Source organism: Streptomyces sp. NPDC059373 (genome assembly GCF_042751495.1).
Taxonomy (GTDB): Bacteria; Actinomycetota; Actinomycetes; order Streptomycetales; family Streptomycetaceae; genus Actinacidiphila.
In genome coordinates, this window is the sequence record NZ_JBHYXC010000072.1 from 1 (window position 1) to 20027 (window position 20027).

Below are 20027 nucleotides of genomic sequence, written 5' to 3' on the forward strand. Positions count from 1 at the left end.
CGGCCGCGAAGGGCGCGATCTTCGCCTCAGCGAGCGAGCGCACCGCGTCACGGAGCATGTCGTGCTCCTCCGAGGTGCGGAAGAGGTCGAAATCGGTCGAGCCCGCCACGCTGCTCACTCCCCTGGATGCTAACTACTGTTAAGTAACTCTCTGATTTTATGCTTCCCGAGCTACCTGAGCACACGTGATGTTGCTTACGGCGTGGTCGCGCCCAGCTTGTCCACGGAGTGGGTGGCGATGTAGTCGGCCATGGTGTCGTTGGTCATGGCTTCCCACAGCTGGGAGGTGCCGTTCTCGTCGAGGAGGACCACCGACTGGCCCTTGATCATGTCGGTGCCGGTGACGGGGGCGTTCATGAAGACCATGTCGCCCGAGCGCACGCCCTTCATGCTCCACAGCAGGTCCCGCAGGTCACTGTCGGACAGCTGGTCGTCGACGCTGACGGTGTTGGTGACCTGGTCCAGCAGCCTCTTGGCCTTGAGCGGGCTGGAGAAGGTGGAGGGGGTGAGCGTCTTGGCGATCACCGCACGGAGGAAGGCCTGCTGGCGGTGGGTGCGGTCGAAGTCGCCGCGCGGCAGGTGGTAGCGCTCACGTACGTACGTGAGAGCCTGCTCGCCGTTCATGTGTTTGCCGCCGAGGGTGACGCCGCCGACCGAGTCGGTGAGGGCCTTGAAGCCGCTCCAGTCGATGACGGCGAGGTGGTCGATCTTGACGTCGGTCAGCCGCTGGACCGTGTCGATGAGCAGCGGTGAGCCGCCCCAGGAGAACGCGGCGTTGAGCTTGGCCGTGCCGTGACCGGGGATGGAGACCCAGCTGTCGCGCGGGAGCGAGACGACGTAGGTGTTCTTGTGGTTGGCCGGGATGTGCACCAGCATCATCGTGTCGCTGCGCTGGGCGCCGTACTTCCAGTCGGAGACCTTGGCGTCCTTGCCGGTGGTCGGCAGGTCGGAGCGCCGGTCGACGCCGACGAGCAGGAAGGTTTCGCCACCCTTGGTGTCCTTGGGCTGGGCACTGGCCGGGACATCGGTCGGGAACGCGTTCGGGATCCGGCTGACCTTCCCGGTGTAGTGCTCGACGGCCCACCAGCCGGTGCCGGCTATTCCGCCGACGCCGACCAGGAGCAGCGTCAGGGCCCCGATCAGCACGCGCCGGGTTCGGCGGCGTCTGCGCGCGGCCCGGTCGTTCTTCGACGGTGCTTCCGCCGCGTCTACCGCATCCACTCCTTCGGATGCATCCGGCGTGTCCGGTGTGTCCGGTCTGCCGGGCTCCACGTCAGCCTGAGTCATAGCCCCCACCTCTCCCATCGCGCTCCCCGCGCGTTCACCTGTGCGTATTGTCGCCTTCACACCTCCTCCACACCCGGACTTTCCCGGATTGAGACCCCCGATATGCTCGGCATCCGCAGCCCACCGGAGAGGGACCCTTACAGATGGCGCTCAAGCTGACCGTGATCGGTACCGGCTACCTCGGTGCCACCCATGCCGCCGCCATGGCGGAACTCGGGTTCGAGGTGCTCGGCCTCGACGTCGTGCCCGAGAAGGTCGCGATGCTGTCGGCGGGCAAGGTCCCGATGTACGAGCCGGGGCTTGAGGAGCTGCTGGCCCGGCACGTCGCCGGGATCGAGGGGTCGAGCGGGCGGCTGCGGTTCACCACATCGTGGGAAGAGGTCGCGGAATTCGGCGACGTGCACTTCGTATGCGTCAACACCCCGCAGAAGCATGGGGAGTACGCGTGCGACATGAGCTACGTCAACAGCGCCTTTGATCTGCTCGCCCCGCACCTCACCCGGCCCACGCTGGTGGTCGGCAAGTCGACCGTCCCGGTGGGCAGCGCGGCGCGGCTGGCCGCCCGGCTCGCGGAGCTGGCGCCGGCCGGTGAGCAGGCGGAACTGGCGTGGAACCCGGAGTTCCTGCGGGAGGGCTTCGCGGTGCAGGACACCCTGCACCCGGACCGGCTGGTGGTGGGCGTCGCCTCGGAGCGGGCGGAGAAGCTGCTGCGCGAGGTTTACGCGACACCCGTCGCAGAAGGCACGCCCTTCGTGGTGGCCGACTATCCGACCGCTGAACTGGTCAAGGCGGCGGCCAACGCCTTCCTCGCCACGAAGATCTCCTTCATCAACGCGATGGCCGAGGTCAGCGAGGCGGCCGGCGGCGACGTCGCGAAGCTGGCGGAGGCCATCGGGCATGACGAGCGGATCGGCCACAAGTTCCTGCGGGCCGGCATCGGCTTCGGCGGCGGCTGCCTGCCCAAGGACATCCGCGCCTTCATGGCAAGGGCCGGCGAGCTGGGAGCCGACCAGGCGCTGACCTTCCTGCGCGAGGTCGACTCCATCAACATGCGCCGGCGCGGCCACATGGTCGAGCTGGCCCGCGAGGCCTGCGGCCCGGCCGGCTTCCTGGGCAAGCGGATCGGTGTGCTCGGCGCGGCCTTCAAGCCGGACTCCGACGACGTGCGGGACTCCCCCGCGCTCAACGTCGCCGGGCAGATCCACCTCCAGGGCGGCCAGGTCACGGTCTACGACCCGAAGGCCATGGACAACGCCCGCAAGCTCTTCCCGACCCTCGGCTACGCCCCGACCGCGCTGGACGCGGTGCGCGGGGCGGAGGTCGTCCTGCACCTCACCGAGTGGCGTGAGTTCCGCGAGCTGGACCCTGCGGAGCTGGGCGAGGTCACCGCACTGCGGCATGTCATCGACGGCCGCAACGCGCTGAACGCCGAGCTGTGGCGCAAGGCCGGCTGGACGTACCGGGCGATGGGCCGCCCGAACGCGTAGCCCTTACGTTCCCCGGCTCCGGTAGGCCCGCATCTTGGCGCGGCTGCCGCAGATGGCCATCGTGCACCAGCGGCTGCGGCCCGCCGGGCTGCGGTCGTAGTACACCCAGCGGCAGCTGTGCGCCTCGCAGGCCTTGAGCCGTGCCCAGGTTCCGTCGGCGGCGGCGGTGGCGATCCCGGCGGCGATACGGGCGGTGAGCCCGGCCGCGCCGGTGAGCCCGGGGGCGGGGCGCAGGGTGGCGGCTCCGTGGGTGTCGACGGCGAGGACGAGCGGGGCGCGGGCCAGCATCCGGTCGAGAGCGGCTGCCGAGGCGGCCGGGACATCGGCACCGGTGTGGGCCTGGCAGGCGTCGCGCAGGGCCTCGCGCAGCTCGCGGGCGTCGGCGAGGTCGTCCGCGTCGAAGGTCAGGCCGTGGATGCCGTGGGCCCGGGCGAAGCCCGCCAGACCGTCGAGGGTGCGCAGCTGGTCGCTTTCCGGGTCTTCCTCCGCGTCTTCCAGGTCGACGGTGTTCGCCAGGTCCTGGGCCATGCGGAGTGGCTCGGGGGCGGGGGCGCGTTCGCCGGGCTGATTCACCCTTGCCAGGTTACCGGCATGGCGACATCATGAGGTAACGGTTACCTGATGACACTCGTAAGCGGTAACAGCAGAGAGGCAGCCACATCGTGATCGGCAAACTGGGCACCGTCGTCCTGGACTGTCCCGACCCCCAGGGCCTCGCCGCCTTCTACGCCGCCCTGGTCGGCGGCAAGGTCAACGGCGTCAGCGCCGACGGCGACGACTGGGTCGACCTCGTCCGCGAGGACGGCTCCAACCTGTCCTTCCAGCAGGCACCCCAACTACGGGCGCCGCGCTGGCCCGACCCCGAGCGGCCCCAGCAGTTCCATCTCGACATCACGGTGGACGACCTGGACGCCGCGCAGGAGGAGGTACTGGCGCTGGGTGCCACCCTGCTGGACGACGGTGCCGGCCAGCGGAGCTGGCGCGTCTTCGCGGATCCCGCCGGGCATCCCTTCTGCCTCTGCGCCGGCTGACTCTCTCCCCCGGGTTGGGGGTAGGCCCTCCGCCTGAGGCGAGCGGCCTACCCACAACCCGGAGGGAGGGGCTACGCGTCCAGCGTCGCGTTGGACGGGCCTCGGGTGGTCCGGATCGCGGCAGCGGACGCTTCCGCGTTGCGGAGGACGCGGACCGCGTTGCCCCAGGTGAGCTTCGCGAGGTCGGGGTCGGACCAGCCGCGGCGGAGGAGTTCGGCGATGAGGTTGGGGTAGCCGGAGACGTCGTCGAGGCCGGAGGGGACGAAGGCGGTGCCGTCGAAGTCGCCGCCGATGCCGATGTGGTCGATGCCGGCGACGGAGCGCATGTGGTCGAGGTGGTCGGCGACGGTGGAGGCGGTGGCGACGGGGCGGGGGTGCTCGGCCTCGAAGGCCTCGTGGACCTTCATGGCCTCGGCGGTGGTTTCGAGGTGGTGGAAGCCGTGGGCCTCCATGTTCTCGTCGGCGCGGCGGGTCCATTCGATCGCGGCCGGCAGGATGAACTTGGGCACGAAGGTGGCCATCGCCACTCCCCCGTTGCGGGGCAGCAACTCCAGCACGTCGTCCGGGATGTTCCGTACGTGGTCGCACACGGCCCGGGACGACGAGTGCGAGAAGACGACCGGCGCCTCGCTCACCCGCAGGGCGTCCCGCATGGTGTCGGGCGAGACGTGCGAGAGGTCGACGAGCATGCCGAGGCGGTTCATCTCGCGGACGACCTCGACGCCGAAGGAGTTCAGTCCTCCGTGCCGGGGGGTGTCCGTGGCGGAGTCGGCCCAGTCGATGGTGTCGTTGTGGGTGAGGGTCATGTAGCGGACGCCGAGCTCGTGGAGCCCGCGCAGCACGCCCATGGAGTTGTTGATGCTGTGGCCGCCCTCGGCGCCCATGAGGGAGGCGATACGGCCCTCGGCGCGCGCCGCTTCCATGTCGTCGGCGGTGACGGCGAGCCGGAGGTCGGCCGGGTAGCGGTCGACCAGCCGGCGCACGCAGTCGATCTGCTCCAGGACGGCGGTGACGGCCTTGTCGCCGGCGAAGTCGGACCGTACGTACACGGACCAGAACTGTGCGCCGACGCCGCCGGACCGCAGGCGGGGGAGGTCGGTGTGGAGGTGCGCGGACTGGTCGGTGGCGATGTCGCGGGCGTCGAGGTCGTAGCGGACCTGCTCGCGCAGTGCCCAGGGGAGGTCGTTGTGGCCGTCCACGACGGGGTGTTCGGCCAGGAGCTCATGGGCACGGGCGAGCAGATCCATCGATGCCTACCTTCTACTTTCCGAAGCCGAATCCGTTGCTGCCCTCCACCTTGGCACGCAGACGCTTGCCCTTCTCCGTGGCCTGCTCGTTGAGCTCGTCCTGGAAGGCCCGCATGCGGGTGAGGAGTTCGCCGTCGTGGGCGGCGAGGATACGAACGGCGAGCAGCCCGGCGTTGCGTGCGCCGGCGACCGACACCGTGGCGACGGGCACGCCGGCCGGCATCTGGACGATGGACAGCAGTGAGTCCATGCCGTCCAGGTACTTCAGCGGCACCGGGACGCCGATCACCGGCAGCGGGGTGACGGAGGCGAGCATGCCGGGCAGGTGGGCGGCGCCACCGGCCCCGGCGATGATCGTCTTGAGGCCGCGGTCGGCGGCCTGCTCGCCGTAGGCGACCATTTCGCGCGGCATGCGGTGTGCGGACAGGACGTCGACCTCGTACGCGACCTCGAACTCGTCGAGTACCTGCGCGGCGGCCTCCATGACCGTCCAGTCGGAGTCCGAGCCCATCACGATGCCGACCAATGGGAGGGGGCGCGCGTCAGCGCTCGATGAGGGGTGGTGGTCGGGCGACGGGTGGGCGCTCATTCGGTGATCGTTCCTCGCAGGTAGTCGGCGGCGTGGCGGGCGCGCTCACGCACCGCGTCGAGGTCGTCGCCGTAGGTGTTGACGTGGCCGACCTTGCGGCCGGGCTTCACGTCCTTGCCGTACATGTGGATCTTGAGCTGCGGGTCGCGGGCCATGCAGTGCAGGAAGCCCTGGTACATGTCCGGGTAGTCGCCGCCGAGGACGTTGGCCATGACGGTCCACCTGGCGCGCGGGCGGGGGTCGCCGAGCGGCAGGTCGAGCACGGCGCGCAGGTGGTTGGCGAACTGGGAGGTGACGGCCCCGTCCTGGGTCCAGTGGCCGCTGTTGTGGGGGCGCATGGCCAGCTCGTTCACCAGGATCCGGCCGTCGCGGGTCTCGAAGAGCTCGACCGCGAGGTGGCCGGTGACACCCAGCTCCTTGGCGATGGTCAGCGCGAGCTGCTGGGCGCGGGCGGACACGTCGGCGCCCAGGCCCGGCGCAGGGGCGATCACGGTGTCGCACACCCCGTCGACCTGCACCGACTCCACCACCGGATAGGCGACGGCCTGCCCGTGCGGGGACCGTACGACGTTCGCCGCCAGCTCCCGTACGAAGTCGACCTTCTCCTCGGCGAGCACCGGAACGCCTGCCCGGAAGGGCTCGACCGCGTCCGCCTCGCTGCGTACGACCCACACGCCCTTGCCGTCGTAGCCGCCGCGCACGGTCTTGAGGATGACGGGGAAGCCGCTCCCGGCGGGGCCCTCCGCCGCGAAGGCGGTCACATCGGCCGGGTTGTCTACAATCCGGTGCCTCGGCGAAGGCACTCCGATCTCGTCGAGCCGCGCCCGCATCACGCCCTTGTCCTGCGCATGCACCAGGGCGTCCGGCCCCGGGCGGACGGCGATGCCGTCGGCCTCCAGGGCCCGTAGGTGCTCGGTGGGCACGTGCTCGTGGTCGAAGGTGATGACGTCACACCCCTCCGCGAAGGCGCGCAGGGTCTCCAGGTCGCGGTAGTCGCCGACGACGACCTCACCCGCCACCAGGGCCGCCGAATCGAGCGGGGTGTCGCTGAGGAGCTTGAACCTGATGCCGAGCGGGATACCAGCCTCGTGGGTCATACGAGCGAGCTGGCCGCCGCCGATCATGCCGACTACCGGGAATGTCACAGTCACAAGGATATCGGCGCACGATTACCGCTCGGACCGTCGGGTACCCGGACCCCCGGTTAGCATGAAGTGCACCGATGAATGCCGACACTACGGACGGGACCGAACGATCACCATGGGCGGATCGACCGGGCTGCACGCCCGCCCGACAGGGCTTTCGGGCCGTATCAAGGGGATATACCGCGAGGTCGCCAAGTTCGGCGCCGTCGGCGGCGTAGGTGTCCTCGTGAATATCGCGGTCTTCAACCTGGTCCGCCACGCCACCAATCTGCAGGTCGTCCGGGCCAGCATCGTCGCAACGGTGGTGTCGATCGCCTTCAATTACGTCGGCTTCCGGTATTTCACGTACCGTGACCGGGAGAAGACCGGGCGTACCAAGGAGCTCGGTCTCTTCCTCTTCTTCAGCGCGATCGGGCTCGTCATCGAGAACGGCGTGCTCTACGCGGTGACGTACGGGATGGGCTGGGACAGCTCGCTGCAGAGCAACATCGCGAAGTTCGCCGGTATCGGTGTCGCCACCCTCTTCCGCTTCTGGTCCTACCGCAGCTGGGTCTTCAAGGCCCTGCCGGCGCGCGATGCGCTGGAGCAAGCAGAATCGTTCCTGGCGGACGATGCCGCGCCGGAGACCACCCGCCGCTAGGGCCCTAAACCGCTGACCCGCGTTTGAAAGGCGGGCCTGGGACGTCGCCCTCACGGGCGAGGAAGAGCGCGAAGACCGGCGGACGCTGCTGCAGGAGCTCCAGACGGCCGCCGTCCGCCTCGGCGAGGTCGCGGGCGACCGCCAGGCCGATACCCGTGGAGTTACGGCCGCTGACCGTGCGCTCGAAGACCCTGGAGCCCAGTTCCGGCGGGACGCCCTGGCCCTCGTCCGTGACCTCGACCACGGCCTGGTTGCCGGTGACGCGGGTGGAGATGTTGACGGTGCCGGCGCCGTGCATGAGCCCGTTCTCGATCAGCGTGGCCAGGACCTGGGCGACGGCGCCCGGGGTGCCGACGGCGCGCAGCCGCTTCGTACCGGCGGTGGTGATGGTGCGGCCCTCGTTGCGATAGGCGGGGCGCCACTCCTCGACCTGCTGCTTGATGACCTCGTCCAGGTCGAAGTCGACGGCCGAGCCGGTGCGCGGGTCGCGGGCATTGGTCAGCAGCCGCTGGACGACGTCGGTCAGCCGCTCGACCTGGCCGAGGGCGATGGTGGCCTCCTCCTTGACCGTCTCCTGCTCGTCGGCGGTGGCGATGATCTCCTCCAGCCGCATGCTGAGCGCCGTGAGGGGCGTACGCAGCTGGTGCGAGGCGTCCGCCGCGAGCCGCCGCTCGGCGGTGAGCATCCGGGCGATCCGCTCGGCGCTGGAGTCGAGCACGTCGGCGACCCGGTCCAGCTCGGGCACCCCGTAGCGGCGGTGCCGGGGCCTGGGGTCGCCGGAGCCGAGGCGTTCTGCGGTCTCGGCGAGGTCGATGAGGGGGCTGCCGAGCCGCCGGGCCTGTCTGACGGCGAGGATGACGGCGGCCAGTACGGCGAGCAGCGCGACAGCCAGGATGATCAGGAGCGTACGGCCGATCTCGTCGCTGACATGGCGCCGCGACTCCTCGACGGTGACGGTCTCGCCGTGCTCGCCCTTCTGGGTGGAGGCGATCACCTTGCCGCTGGGGCGGGTGCCCAGCTCGATGGGATCGTTGCCGGGGATCTCCACGAGCCCGTAGCGGTCGGGCGCGATCTGCTGCGCCAGCGCCTGCCGGTTGACCTTCTCGCCGCCGAGCAGGCGGTTCTCGACGATGCTGGCGAGCCGCACCGCCTCCGAGTCAACGCTCTCCTTGGCGCTGTTCTCGATCGTCCGGGCCTCGACGATGACGAGCGAGACCCCGAAGACGGCGATGACGACAAGCACCACGGCGAGCGTGGAGGTAATCAGACGGCGGCGCAATTTGCCCTCCGGGCAGGGACGACACATTCAGGATGCCGCACCGCGACGCGATGCGGGGCACCGGTGCGAGCGCACGGTGCCCCGGTCACCGGTTGCCTGCCCGGCAGGGCCTCAGTTCTTCTCGAAGCGGAAGCCCACGCCGCGCACCGTGGAGATGTAGCGCGGTGCGGCGGCGTCGTCGCCGAGTTTCTTGCGCAGCCAGGAGATGTGCATGTCGAGGGTCTTGGTCGACGACCACCACGTCGTGTCCCAGACCTCGCGCATCAGCTGCTCGCGCGTGACCACCCGGCCCGCGTCCCGGACCAGGACCCGGAGCAGGTCGAACTCCTTGGCGGTGAGCTGGAGTTCCTCGTCGCCCATCCAGGCGCGGTGCGACTCGACGTCGATCCGTACGCCCTGGGTGGACGGCGGCGGGGTGCTGCCGCCCTCGGTCTGGCCGCGCCGCAGCAGCGCCCGCACCCGGGCGAGCAGCTCGGCCAGCCGGAAGGGCTTGGTCACGTAATCGTCGGCACCGGCGTCCAGGCCGACCACGGTGTCGACCTCGTCGGCACGGGCGGTGAGCACCAGGACCGGGAAGCCGTGGCCTTCGGTGCGCAGTCGCCTGCACACCTCCAGGCCGTCGATACCGGGCAGCCCCAGGTCGAGCACCAGCAGGTCGAAGGCGCCCAGCAGGCCGGCTTCTAGAGCGGTGGGGCCGTCCTCGCGCACCTCGACCTCGTAGCCCTCGCGGCGCAGAGCGCGTGCGAGCGGTTCCGAGATGGATGCGTCGTCCTCGGCTAGCAGTACGCGGGTCATGCGCTGATGGTAGTCCGCACGGGAAGCCCGCGAGGCGGGCAGGGCTGCGACCTGCTATAGGACCAGACTTATGGCTGGGTCACGCCCTGTGAGGTACGTCTCAAGTCATGCCATACCACATGTCGGACTGCCATACAGTACGTAAAAGCCCGTAACAGCCCGCCGGGACCTTTGGCACGCACGACGCGCCGAAGGCCCCTGCTGTGACGGGGCTGGTACCCACCAGCATGAACGACCGGGCGTATACCCCCCCTGCGCCTCTCCCCACCCGCAAGCAAGGATCGACCAATGGCGTCCAGCCTGACGAAGGACGCTGCCCTCACGCAGGACACCCCTGCCGCCGGCGGCAAGACCTTCTTCGGCCACCCCCGCGGACTGGCCACTCTGTTCATGACCGAGACGTGGGAGCGATTCAGCTACTACGGCATGAGGGCTCTTCTGGTCCTCTATCTGACGGCCTCGGTCGCGGACGGCGGCCTGGGCATGAAGGCCGCCACGGCCGGTGCCATCTACAGCGTCTACACCGCGACGGTGTACCTCCTGGCGATGCCGGGCGGCTGGTTCGCCGACCGCCTGTGGGGCCCGCGCAAGACCGTCGCCATCGGCGGCGCGATCATCATGACCGGCCACTTCCTGCTGGCCGTGCCGGCCAAGCCGTCCTTCTTCATCGGCCTGGTCTTCATCGCCGTCGGCTCCGGCCTGCTGAAGTCCAACATCTCCACGATGGTCGGCCAGCTCTACCCGGACCGCAACGACCCGCGTCGTGACGGCGGCTTCACCATCTTCTACATGGGCATCAACCTCGGTGCCTTCCTGGCCCCGCTGGTGATCGGCACCGTCGGCCAGACCGTCAACTGGCACCTGGGCTTCGCCCTCGCCGGCGTCGGCATGGCCCTGGGCCTCGGCCAGTTCCTGCTCGGCACCAAGCACCTCGCCCCGGTCAGCAGCGTCGTCCCGACCCCGCTGGCCGCCGCCGAGCGCGCCACGCTGCTCAAGAAGGCGCTGGTGTGGCTGGTCGCCGCCGTCGCCTTCTACGGCGTCGTCACCTTCACCGGGCACTTCACCATCAACTGGGTGCTGTGGCCGCTGTCGCTGGTGGGCCTTGCCCTGCCGGCGTACTACTTCGCCCGCATCCGCCGGGACACCGACCTGACGGTTGACGAGAAGTCGAAGGTGACCGGCTTCATCTGGTTCTTCATCGTCGCTGCCCTGTTCTGGATGATCTACGACCAGTCCGGCTCGACCCTGACGGTCTTCGCGTCCGACCACACCTCCTCGAAGCTCTTCGGCTTCGGCTTCCCGGAGAGCTGGTTCCAGTCCCTGAACCCGCTGTTCGTGATGGCCCTCGCCCCGGTCTTCGCCGCGGTGTGGATGAAGCTGGGCCGTAGGAACCCGAGCACGACGGTCAAGTTCGCGTACGGCCTCATCGGCATCGGCGCTTCCTTCGTGGTGATGATGCTGGCCCAGGCCGCCGCCTCCGGCGACACCAAGGTCTCCCCGATGTGGCTGACCATGGTCTACCTGATCCAGACCGTCGCGGAGCTGTGCCTGTCCCCGGTCGGCCTCTCGGTCACCACCAAGCTGGCCCCGGCCAAGTACGCCAGCCAGATGATGGGCCTGTTCTTCCTCGCCGTGACGGCGGGCGACTGCGTCGCGGCCGTCCTCCAGCTGGTCATCGGTGACGCCTTCCTCTCCGAGACCGCCTTCGCGGTCCAGGGCGCGGTGGCACTCCTCGCAGGCTTCGCCTTCGTGATGTACCGCCGGAAGGTCATCAACCTGATGGGCGACGTCCACTGACGTCTCTTCCCCGAGCTGCAGAGGGGCCCCGGAGCGACAGCGCTCCGGGGCCCCTTCGTCGATGTGGGGGCGAGTGCGACGTCCGTTTCCCGCCAGCACCGCGGACGGCCCGACGACAGCATGGAGCGCATGGATCACATGGAGAAGACGCGTTACGAGATCCGAGCCATCGCACCGGACGTCCTGCGGAAGCTGCGGGACCACGACGACGCGGGAAACCGCCCGCAGCTGGTCGTCGACGAGGAGGGCGGCAGTCCGCTGCGGTGCTGCTTCGGGCGGAGCAAGCCCGGGGAGACTGTCGCCCTGGCGTCCTACGCGCCGCTGCGCCGCTGGGCCGAGGAGACCGGCGCCGCCCCCGGCCCGTACAGCGAGGTGGGTCCGGTCTTCGTCCACGCCGAGGACTGCGGCGGGCCGACCGGCTCCGGCTTCCCGGCGGACATGCGGGGAGACCGCCGGGTACTCCGGGCGTACACCGCGGACGGCCGGATCCTGCGGGGCCGGTACGTCGAGGGGGGCGCCGGCCGTCCCACGATCGAGGAGGAGCTGGAGGAGCTCTACCGCGACCCGGCGGTGGCGGCGGTGCACCTGCGAGCGGTCGAGTTCGGCTGCTTCCTCCTGGAGACCCGCCGGAGGTGACGTCCGGCGGGTCCTGCCGGACACGGTCAGCGGCGGAGGCGCTGCCAGGGGGTGAAGGTGAAGACGGCGCCGCCGAGGAGGAGGACGGTGCCGGCGACGAGGGCGAGGGCGTGGAGGGCGCCGGTGTTGGAGGCACCGGTGGCGGCCAGGTCACCGGACGTGCCGGAGGTGCCCGAGGTGCCTCCGGAGGTGGAGCCGCCGCTGGTGCCGGTGCCCGGGGTGGTGTCGAGGGTGAGGGAGACGGCGGTGGTGGAGGGGGTGCAGGTGGCGACGACGGTGCCGCCGGAGGTGAGCTTGATGGTCAGCACGCCGGGGGCGAGGGTGACCTTGCCGGTGGCGGTGGGGGCGTAGGCGCCGGTGAGGTCGTCGATGGTGATGGGGTCGCCCTGGGCGAAGGCCTTGGTGTTGGGCGGGCCGGTGACGTCGACGGTGCCGGTCTGGGCGCCGCCGAGCTTGATCTTCATGCTGGGCGTGATCATGCCCTTGGAGATGGCGCTGGGGCTGTTCATCATGCTGCCGGCGTATTTGGTCGTGAGGTCGTAACCGCCACTGGTCTTCACGGCGTTGATGGTGATCTTGGCGGTGGCGGACTGGTCGCCGATGAGCGTCGTGCAGGCGTACGGCACGGAGACCTGTTTGCCGGGGTACGTGGTGCCGACAGGGTCGCCGCCGGTGACCGTGCTGGAGGGGGTGGCCGTGGCGCTGGCTGTCGCGCTCGCCGACTCCGTTGCCGTGGCGCTCGCTGTGGCGCTGGCCGACGTGCTGGCGGAGGCGCTCGCCGAAGCGCTGGCCGAGGAACTGGAGCCGTCCCCGGCCGTCACCGCGATGGTCGCGGCGACCGGGACGGTCTCGGTCGGCACGCACTGGGTGTCCGTCGAGTAGGCGTTGATCGTGTAGGCGCCCGGGGTGAGGGTGACGTCACCGGCGGCCGTGAGCTTGAAGGTGCCGGTCATGTCGGAGAGCACCATGTCGCCGCCCTTGGGGATGGCGGGGTTCTCGCGGGGGCCCTGCATCTCGACGGTGCCGGTCTGGGCGCCGGCGACCGTGACCTTGCCGGAGGGCTGGACGGTGTTGGCGCCGAGGTCGATGAGGTCGGGGTTCTTGGAGGCGGCCTGGGTGAACTTCCAGGTCACGGTGACCTCGTCGCCGACCTTGGCGGTGGCCGGGGCGGTGACGTCGGCCTTGGTGGTGCCGTTGATCGGGTCGAGGCCGGAGGCGGCGGGCGGGGTGCACTTGGTGGCGTACGAGACTTCGGCGGCCAGGGCGGGGGCGGCGGTCGCCAGGACGGAGGCGCCGCCCAGCATGAGGATCGCGCCGACGGCTCGCACGGCGCGGGTACGTCGAGTGGTCACGAGCGAGGTTCCTTTCGTTGTACGTCGTCGCTCGGCGTCGGCGGCTGCGACAGGACACCAGGCGTGAACCAGGGAAGTGTGGGGGCGCCGTTCGGCGCGGACACGGGCGCGGGCGGCGCGGTCGCGGGCACCGGCTGCCGCTGCGGCCGGTGCGCCCCGCGAGGGCCGGGCCCGGAGCGCGGGCGGAGCCGGTCGACGACGGCCATGCCGATGCGGAAGAGGGCGGACGGCACCACGACGCAGAGCAGGATCCAGAACAGGGTCACGCCCCAGGGCCGGGAGACGGGCCAGGGCTCGGTGACCAGGATCTTGCCGCCGTACTTGAGCGAGACCGTGTAGTCGCCGTGAGCGCCGGCCGCCAGTTCGACCGGCAGCTTGATCTGCTGCTTCCTGCCGGACGGTACGGTGCCCTGCCAGGCCTGCTCCTCCCACTGGGGGGCGAACACGCCGTGGGCGGTGCCGACCTGGAAGACGGGGTCCTTGGCCGGGGCGGAGCCGAGATTGCCGACGGTGATGACGAGTTGGCGCTGCGGCGGCGCCCCGAACCACGTCAGAAGCCCGCCGGAGCCTTCGAGGCGGGCGGTGAGGACGGCGAGGCGGCCGCCGGTCGTCTGCTTGGGCAACGCGGCGACCGGGTGGCCGGCGACCACGAAGGCCGCGTCGACCGCGACGGAGTCGCCCATGACGGTGGCGACGTGCACGACGCAGGGGCAGGGCTTGGGCGGCTCGGCCACGGGCAGCTTGCGCTTGAAGGCGCCCCTGGCGTCGGTGGTGACAGCCCGGCCGCTGGAGTTGGCGCAGGAGTTGGTGCCGCCGATCGCGTTCTGGCCGCAGATCAGCAGCGTGAGCAGGGTGCCCGGCTTCCAGCCCTTGCCGGTGACGGTGATGTCGCCGCCCGCGCCGGCCTGCTTCGGGGAGACGGCGACCGTGGGCGTCGTATCGGCGGCGGCCACGCCCGCCGTGCCCGGGAGGAGCAGGGAGGCGCCGAGCAGGGCCGCTGCCAGAAGGATGCGTACGTACCTCACGCCTTACCGCTCCCCAGGATGGCTTCGAGGGTGGCCGTTTCCACGGGTTCCTCGGCTGCGGGTTCCCGCTGTCCGCGCCGCCGTACGCGCCGTACGAGCCAGGCCACTAGCGCGGCGAGCACCAACAGCACCGCGCCCGCCACCAGCCAGGGGACGGCCAGGAAGTGGACGGAGCCGGTCTCGCTGAGGTCGCCGCGGGCGCTGGTGGCGGTCAACCTCAGGCTGACGCGGTCGAATTGGGGGGCGTGCGCCCAGCGTTCGGTGAGGGTGACGCTCTGGCCGGGCAGCAGTTCCAGCGGCAGGGTCCTGGCCTTGCGGGTGAGGAGGGTGCGGCCGAAGAGGCCCTCGGCGGTGAAGGCCACGCGGGGGGTCAGGGAGACGTTGCCCCGGTTGACGAGGGTGTACGAGACGGTGGCGGTCGAGTCACCGGTGCCGGGGATCAGTGGCTGGCCGTGGGTCACGGTGATGTGCTCGACCGACATCGCCGGGAGGGTGGGCCCGCTGACCTTCAGGTAGACGCGGGCCCCGACGGCCCTGCGTACGCCGACGGCGACATTGCCCTTCGCCTTGTCCACCTGGGTGTCGAGGGCGACGATCGCGCCGGGGTGGTCGCCGGGGGTGGCGTCCGCGGGGATGGTGACGGTGAAGGGGATGTCGGCGCGGGTGCGGGCCGGGATCTTGACCGTGGAGGCGGCGAGGGTGACCCAGGAGCCGAGGTCGGTCATCTTCTCGTCGGTGCCGCGTACCGCGAAGCCGCCGTCGCGCGGGGTGTTGTAGGCGTCGGCGCCGTAGAGGGTGAAGGTCATGGGCTCGGAGGAGAGGTTGGAGACGGAGACCTTGTCCTTGAGTACGGTGCCGGGGTCGCCCTGCAGGGTGAAGAAGGAGCGTTCCTGGGCGGTGGGGCTCTTGTCCTTCTTGCCGGCGGCGGGGGCGGGGAAGACGGACCAGCGGCCGTTGTCGGCCTGAGGAGCGGCGGTGGGGGTCGCCGCGTACGACGCAGGGGCGATGCCCAGGCCGAGCAGGGCGGCTGCCGTGAGCAGTGCTGCGTACGCCTTCGCTCTGACTCTGGCCATCCTCGGCTCCCTCTCTCGTGGTGCCGGACGGGCCGGTCCGCAGCGACCGGCCCACCCGAGCTATCTGACTGTGCGTCAGGTAAGGGTCAGGGTCAAGACCGAGGAGTAGGTTCCTGCGGCGGAGAATGCCGGGACCGCGAGATCGAGGTCCGCGCCCGCCGTGAACTCACCGCCGGTGAGCGTCCCGTCGGGTGCCGAGGCCAGCGTGGCGCCCGCCGTACCGATGGGCCCGGCCGAGCCGGCGACACAGGTGCTGGGGCTGCCGGCCGCCGTGCTGCAGGACGGCGTCCAGCTCAGGGCGTCGGCGCTGATGACCGCACTGCCGGGGCCGTCGAAGTCGGTGGCCTTGGCGGTGAGGGACCAGCCGGTGGAGCCGGCCCGGTAGTCCTTGACGGTGACGGCGTTGAGCGCGCCGGTGGAGTGCGCGACGCTGCCGCTCGCGTCGACGGCCGTCATCTCGACGGTGTCGCCGGCCTGCGTCATGGACAGCGTGCCGCTCTTGACGGTCGCGGTGAGCTTCTGACTGCCGGGCGGCGGCGGGCTGTTGTCGATGACGCTGTACGCGATCGGTCCGGCGGCCGTCGACGCGTCGTACGTCGTGCCCTCGAAGGCGAGGATGCCGGTGGTGTCCAGATCGCTGACGGCCAGGGCCGCCGTGAAGCCGCCCGAGGAGTCGGTCGTGGCCGCGGTGTACTCGCCGGTCGCGTCCGAGCCCTGGACACCGACGACGGTGACCGCGGTGTCCGGGGTGAAGCCGGTGCCGGTGACGGTGACGGACGCGCCGATCACGCCGGAGCCGGAACTCAGCGTGAGCTTACGGTTGTTGGTCGCCGGTGCCGACGTGGCGGTGATGGTGGTGGCCACCGGCGCGGGCGGGTTGTTGACGGTGCAGGGGCTGTCGGTGGAGATGCCGTAGTCGGAGTGGACGTTGAAGTCGGACGGCGTCAGGGTGATGTCGCCGGGGGCGGTCACCGTGAAGGTGCCGGTGATGGTGAAGTTGGGGAAGTCCGCCCCGGCCGGGATCACCGGGTTGCTCTTCGGGCCGACGAAGGTGAGCAGGTCGGTCTGGGCGCCGCCGAGCTGGACCTTCACGGTGGGCGTGATCTGGTCCGCCGGGATGGCGAGGTTGAAGGTGCTGGTGTTGGCCAGCGGCGCGTCCAGTACGTAGGTCACCGTGACGGTGTCGCCGACCTGAGGCGTGGTGTCACTCACGGATATGTCGGCCACGGTCGTGCCGTCGAACTCGGGAATGCCCGAGATGGCCGGCGGCACGCAGTGGACCGAGAACGAGGACGTCGCCGCGGCCGCCGGGCCCGCCAGGACAGCCCCGCCGCCGAAGGCGAGCGCGACGGCGCCGAGTACGGCGGCCGCTCTCCGTCTCCCTGTTGCTCTTAGTGCGCTTGCGATCATTTTCTACCCCTTGATCACACTCTGGGCGCAGAGTCCCATTCCCGCGCCTGCGACGGCCATTGATGGTCCGGCGATCAAGAGAAGTCAATGCGTACGCTTGACCGAATTTGACGCATCGTCAGATTACTTGGCCCGTACGCGCCTGGTCAGCCACAGCACGCCACCCGCCCCGAGCAGCACAACCGTGCCCCCGAAGGTGCCGAGCGCGACGACGCTGTCCGCCGGTCCGGTCTGCGGCAGCGAGTCGCCACCCCCGGAAGACGAAGACGAGGACGACGAGGAGGAGCTGGACCCGCCGGACGAGCCGGAGGCCGACGTCACATCGAGGGTGAGCGACGGGCCCGGACTGTTGCCCGGGGTGCAGGTGGTGGTCGTACCGAGCGCCTTGATGGTCAGCACCCCGGCCGTGAAGGTGACCTTCCCGGTCTTCGACGGGGTGTACGTACCCGTGAGGTCATTGATCTTGATGGCGGTGTTGGCCGGGATGGCCGCGCCGTTGGCCGGCCCCGAGACGCTGAGCGAGCCCTTCTCGGCGCCGCCCAGGGTGATCTTCGCGCTGGGCTTCATCGCGCCCTTGCCCAGCTCGACCGGGCTGGACGAGACGCCCTTCTCGAAGACCATGGTGATCTTGTATGCGGAACCGGACTTCACGGCCCTGATGTTGATCGGCGAGACGGCGCTCTTGTCCCCGATCGGGGTCTTGCAGTTGTAGTTGACGTCCACGGTATTGGCGTACGCGGCCGGGGTGCCGACGACGACGGCCGTGACCGCCGCGACGGCCGCCACGGCGGCGGTGGCGATGGAGTGCCGCACGGGAGTCTCCCTTCCCCCAGGAGTTACTGACGGGGTATCAGATTCGGCGCCCGACAGTACGCCCGCGAGGAGGAGAGAGGAAGAGAAAGGGCAGGGGGAACCAGGGAGGGAAAAGGGACGAACAGGAAAGGGACGAGCAGGGGCGCGGCGAACAGAGCGGCGATCGGCCGCCGGTCAGCCCTGGTTCGGCGTCGGCGCGGCCAGCTCCGCCCACACCATCTTCCCCGGATGGCCGTCCTGCTGGCGTACGACACCCCAGTCCAGGCACAGCCGCTGCACGATGAACATCCCGTGCCCGCCGGGACGCCCCGCCCGGTGCGGGGTGCGCGGGGACGGATCGCCGGAACCGCCGTCGATCACTTCGAGCCGCAGCGACTTGGGAGAACGGTGGACCCGCAGCTCCTCCGGGCCGCCCGCGTGCAGGCAGGCATTGGTGACCAGCTCGGACACCACGAGCAGGACGTCCTCGGCGGCGGCTCTGCGGTCCGCCGTCTCCGCCGGCAGCCAGCCCCAGTCGTACAGGGCCTGCCGGGTGAAGTCACGGGCGCGCGGCACTACGCCGGCGACATCGGTGAGCCGAAGCCGACGGACCTGGCGCACTGAGGGCACGCCCGCGTCACCCGTGTCCGGGCCGCGGTCGTCGGCCGCGTAGGGCCGGGTGGTGCTCATCAGCGCTTCACCTCACCGATGTCTGACAAATGTTGTCCGAGATATCCGAGAACGTACGGAAAACTCCGAGAGCTTCCCGATGGTCTTTCTTACCCGCCCATCTCCTGCCCGTAGCTCTCCGGGAGACACCTCCCGAGCCGTACGTAAACAGTGTGATGCCGAAGAAGCCGCCAAGGGGGCCTCTCCGGTCACTCCTTCAAGGCGTCGTCCAGGGTCTCGTGGACGGTGAAGACCGCGTCGGCGCCGGTGATCTCGAACACCCGGGCCACGGTCGGCTTCATCCCCGCGAGGTGCACCCCGCCACCCGCCGCCTCGGCCTTCAGCCGGGCACCGAGCAGCACGTTGAGGCCGGTGGAGTCGCAGAATTCCAGGTTGGAGCAGTCGATGACCACGGTGGGGATGCCGTCATCTGCGAGCTGGTCGAGCGGCTCGCGCAGCAGATCGGCGGTGTGGTGATCAAGCTCACCCGACGGGGTCACGACGGCGCTCATCGGGTAGCGGCGTACCGCGACTTCAAGCCGATCACGGCCGGCAGTGCCGACCACCTCGCGGTCCATGTCGCGCCCCTCCTGGTTCTCGGCGATGCGCACGTCGGAACCCTACGCGTTTCCGTAACCCGCCGGTAGTCGGGCCCGTGGAAGCGGAACGACCTGTTTCGGTCCGGGTTGCAAACTCCCCCCGAAACGGGGTAGGCGTTGAGTTGAGATGTCCGCTCACCCGAGGGAGGACCACATGGCACCCCGGCTCGACGTGCACACCACGTCGGCGACACCCGAGGCCGCTGAGACCGATCAGGAGGGGTTCGAGGGCCTGGAGGGCCTGCCCGAGATCCCTCCTTACGACGAGGTGAACCCGGTTGACGCACGGGCCCTGTCCAAGACGCTCTTCCTCCGCCTTCAGGTGCTGGAAGAAGGAACATCTGAGCACGCGTATGTCCGCAACACCCTGGTTGAGCTCAATCTGGCCCTGGTGAAGTTCGCGGCCTCCCGGTTCCGCTCGCGCAGCGAGCCCATGGAGGACATCGTCCAGGTCGGCACCATCGGCCTGATCAAGGCGATCGACCGCTTCGAGCTGAGCCGGGGAGTGGAGTTCCCCACTTTCGCGATGCCGACCATCGTCGGCGAGATCAAGCGCTTCTTCCGCGACACCTCCTGGTCCGTACGCGTTCCGCGCAGGCTGCAGGAGCTGCGGCTCGACCTGGCCAAGGCCGGCGACGAGCTCGCCCAGCGGCTGGACCGCGCCCCGACCGTCGCCGAGCTGGCCGAGAAGCTGCAGCTCAGCGAGGCGGAAGTGATCGAGGGCATGGGCGCGAGCAACGCGTACACCGCGAGCTCGCTGGACGCCCAGCCCGACGAGGACGACTCCGAGGGCGCGCTGGCCGACCGGATCGGCTACGAGGACCACGGGCTGGAGGGGATCGAGAACGTCGAGTCCCTGAAGCCGCTGATCGCCGAGCTGCCGACCCGCGACCGGCAGATCCTGTCGCTGCGCTTCGTGGCCAACATGACGCAGTCGGAGATCGGCGAGGAGCTGGGCATCTCCCAGATGCACGTGTCCCGGCTGCTGACCCGCACCCTCGGGCGGCTGCGTCGGGGCATGCTCGTCGAGGAGTGAGCCCGTCACACCCCGTAGCGGGGGGGGCCCGGGGGGCGGAGGGGGGGCGGGCCGGGGGGGATGTGATTGGGTGCGGGGGGGGGGGGCGCGGACGCGAGCACAGAGAAATTAAAAAAAAAAAAAAGAGGCGCGAGATTG

At 70.0% G+C, this 20027-nt stretch carries 20 protein-coding genes; 6 read left to right on the forward strand and 14 right to left on the reverse strand.

Translation table 11 applies throughout. From position 1 onward, the window contains the following. Window positions 1–195 precede the first annotated feature (195 nt). The gene (locus tag ACFXJ5_RS39870; RefSeq protein WP_384642993.1) at window positions 196–1287 is read right to left on the reverse strand and encodes an LCP family protein; all 1092 of its coding nucleotides are present in this window, start codon (window positions 1285–1287) and stop codon (window positions 196–198) included. Window positions 1288–1430: 143 nt separating this feature from the next. On the opposite strand from ACFXJ5_RS39870, the gene ACFXJ5_RS39875 reads away from it, so the two are divergent. After that, window positions 1431–2774, forward strand: a complete 1344-nt coding sequence (locus ACFXJ5_RS39875; RefSeq protein ID WP_384642996.1) for a UDP-glucose dehydrogenase family protein — start codon at window positions 1431–1433, stop codon at window positions 2772–2774. A gap of 3 nt (window positions 2775–2777) precedes the next feature. On the opposite strand, the gene ACFXJ5_RS39880 is transcribed toward ACFXJ5_RS39875, so the two are convergent. Continuing rightward, the gene (locus tag ACFXJ5_RS39880) at window positions 2778–3302 is read right to left on the reverse strand and encodes a CGNR zinc finger domain-containing protein (protein WP_384643043.1); all 525 of its coding nucleotides are present in this window, start codon (window positions 3300–3302) and stop codon (window positions 2778–2780) included. 131 nt (window positions 3303–3433) lie between these two features. Here ACFXJ5_RS39880 and ACFXJ5_RS39885 point away from each other — a divergent pair, with 131 nt between their 5' ends. Further along, the gene (locus tag ACFXJ5_RS39885; RefSeq protein WP_384643046.1) at window positions 3434–3805 is read left to right on the forward strand and encodes a VOC family protein; all 372 of its coding nucleotides are present in this window, start codon (window positions 3434–3436) and stop codon (window positions 3803–3805) included. 71 nt (window positions 3806–3876) lie between these two features. Here the strand turns inward: ACFXJ5_RS39885 and ACFXJ5_RS39890 are convergent, their stop codons facing one another. Genes ACFXJ5_RS39890 through ACFXJ5_RS39900 form a run of 3 tightly spaced genes read right to left on the reverse strand, consistent with a single transcriptional unit; the run spans window position 3877 to window position 6792 of the window. Beyond that, complete coding sequence (locus ACFXJ5_RS39890) at window positions 3877–5052, reverse strand: dipeptidase (RefSeq protein WP_384642999.1); 1176 nt, start codon at window positions 5050–5052, stop codon at window positions 3877–3879. A gap of 13 nt (window positions 5053–5065) precedes the next feature. Beyond that, a complete protein-coding gene (gene purE, locus ACFXJ5_RS39895) occupies window positions 5066–5641 on the reverse strand; it encodes a 5-(carboxyamino)imidazole ribonucleotide mutase (protein WP_384643002.1) in 576 nt (191 codons plus the stop codon). Further along, window positions 5638–6792 (reverse strand): 5-(carboxyamino)imidazole ribonucleotide synthase, encoded by a 1155-nt coding sequence (locus tag ACFXJ5_RS39900; RefSeq protein ID WP_384643005.1) that lies wholly within the window; start codon window positions 6790–6792, stop codon window positions 5638–5640. Before ACFXJ5_RS39900 ends, purE begins: the two co-directional genes overlap by 4 nt. Window positions 6793–6901: 109 nt before the next feature. On the opposite strand from ACFXJ5_RS39900, the gene ACFXJ5_RS39905 reads away from it, so the two are divergent. Continuing rightward, window positions 6902–7426 (forward strand): GtrA family protein, encoded by a 525-nt coding sequence (locus ACFXJ5_RS39905; protein ID WP_384643008.1) that lies wholly within the window; start codon window positions 6902–6904, stop codon window positions 7424–7426. Window positions 7427–7430: 4 nt separating this feature from the next. Here ACFXJ5_RS39905 and ACFXJ5_RS39910 read toward each other — a convergent pair whose 3' ends face one another. Together ACFXJ5_RS39910 and ACFXJ5_RS39915 are read right to left on the reverse strand one after the other, a co-directional pair. Next, complete coding sequence (locus ACFXJ5_RS39910) at window positions 7431–8705, reverse strand: ATP-binding protein (RefSeq protein ID WP_384643011.1); 1275 nt, start codon at window positions 8703–8705, stop codon at window positions 7431–7433. Window positions 8706–8816: 111 nt separating this feature from the next. Continuing rightward, the gene (locus ACFXJ5_RS39915) at window positions 8817–9500 is read right to left on the reverse strand and encodes a response regulator transcription factor (protein WP_384643014.1); all 684 of its coding nucleotides are present in this window, start codon (window positions 9498–9500) and stop codon (window positions 8817–8819) included. A 288-nt stretch (window positions 9501–9788) separates the two neighbouring features. Between ACFXJ5_RS39915 and ACFXJ5_RS39920 the strand changes: the two genes are divergently transcribed. After that, window positions 9789–11297 carry a peptide MFS transporter gene (locus ACFXJ5_RS39920; protein ID WP_384643016.1) on the forward strand — a complete coding sequence of 503 codons (1509 nt, stop codon included), beginning with the start codon at window positions 9789–9791 and terminating at the stop codon, window positions 11295–11297. A 129-nt stretch (window positions 11298–11426) separates the two neighbouring features. Next, window positions 11427–11933: a DUF1203 domain-containing protein gene (locus tag ACFXJ5_RS39925; RefSeq protein WP_384643019.1), complete on the forward strand. Its 507-nt coding sequence runs from the start codon at window positions 11427–11429 to the stop codon at window positions 11931–11933. A gap of 26 nt (window positions 11934–11959) precedes the next feature. On the opposite strand, the gene ACFXJ5_RS39930 is transcribed toward ACFXJ5_RS39925, so the two are convergent. The 7 genes from ACFXJ5_RS39930 to ACFXJ5_RS39960 all read right to left on the reverse strand — a co-directional run bounded on the left by ACFXJ5_RS39930 (window position 11960) and on the right by ACFXJ5_RS39960 (window position 18832). Further along, entirely contained in the window at window positions 11960–13285 is a 1326-nt protein-coding gene (locus tag ACFXJ5_RS39930) for a hypothetical protein (RefSeq protein WP_384643022.1), read from the reverse strand. Then, window positions 13282–14310: a hypothetical protein gene (locus ACFXJ5_RS39935; protein ID WP_384643025.1), complete on the reverse strand. Its 1029-nt coding sequence runs from the start codon at window positions 14308–14310 to the stop codon at window positions 13282–13284. Before ACFXJ5_RS39935 ends, ACFXJ5_RS39930 begins: the two co-directional genes overlap by 4 nt. Continuing rightward, a complete protein-coding gene (locus ACFXJ5_RS39940) occupies window positions 14307–15383 on the reverse strand; it encodes a WxL protein peptidoglycan domain-containing protein (RefSeq protein WP_384643028.1) in 1077 nt (358 codons plus the stop codon). The genes ACFXJ5_RS39935 and ACFXJ5_RS39940 overlap by 4 nt, the downstream gene beginning before the upstream one ends. A 75-nt stretch (window positions 15384–15458) precedes the next feature. Then, a complete protein-coding gene (locus ACFXJ5_RS39945) occupies window positions 15459–16793 on the reverse strand; it encodes a beta-xylosidase (RefSeq protein ID WP_384643031.1) in 1335 nt (444 codons plus the stop codon). 123 nt (window positions 16794–16916) lie between these two features. Continuing rightward, on the reverse strand, window positions 16917–17606 hold the full coding sequence (locus ACFXJ5_RS39950; RefSeq protein ID WP_384643034.1) for an LPXTG cell wall anchor domain-containing protein: 690 nt from the start codon (window positions 17604–17606) through the stop codon (window positions 16917–16919). A 174-nt stretch (window positions 17607–17780) separates the two neighbouring features. Then, window positions 17781–18275, reverse strand: a complete 495-nt coding sequence (locus tag ACFXJ5_RS39955) for an ATP-binding protein (protein ID WP_384643037.1) — start codon at window positions 18273–18275, stop codon at window positions 17781–17783. 188 nt (window positions 18276–18463) lie between these two features. Then, a complete protein-coding gene (locus ACFXJ5_RS39960) occupies window positions 18464–18832 on the reverse strand; it encodes an STAS domain-containing protein (RefSeq protein ID WP_384643049.1) in 369 nt (122 codons plus the stop codon). A gap of 175 nt (window positions 18833–19007) precedes the next feature. Between ACFXJ5_RS39960 and ACFXJ5_RS39965 the strand changes: the two genes are divergently transcribed. Next, window positions 19008–19889 carry an RNA polymerase sigma factor SigF gene (locus ACFXJ5_RS39965; RefSeq protein WP_384643040.1) on the forward strand — a complete coding sequence of 294 codons (882 nt, stop codon included), beginning with the start codon at window positions 19008–19010 and terminating at the stop codon, window positions 19887–19889. The last annotated feature ends 138 nt before the right edge of the window (window positions 19890–20027 follow it).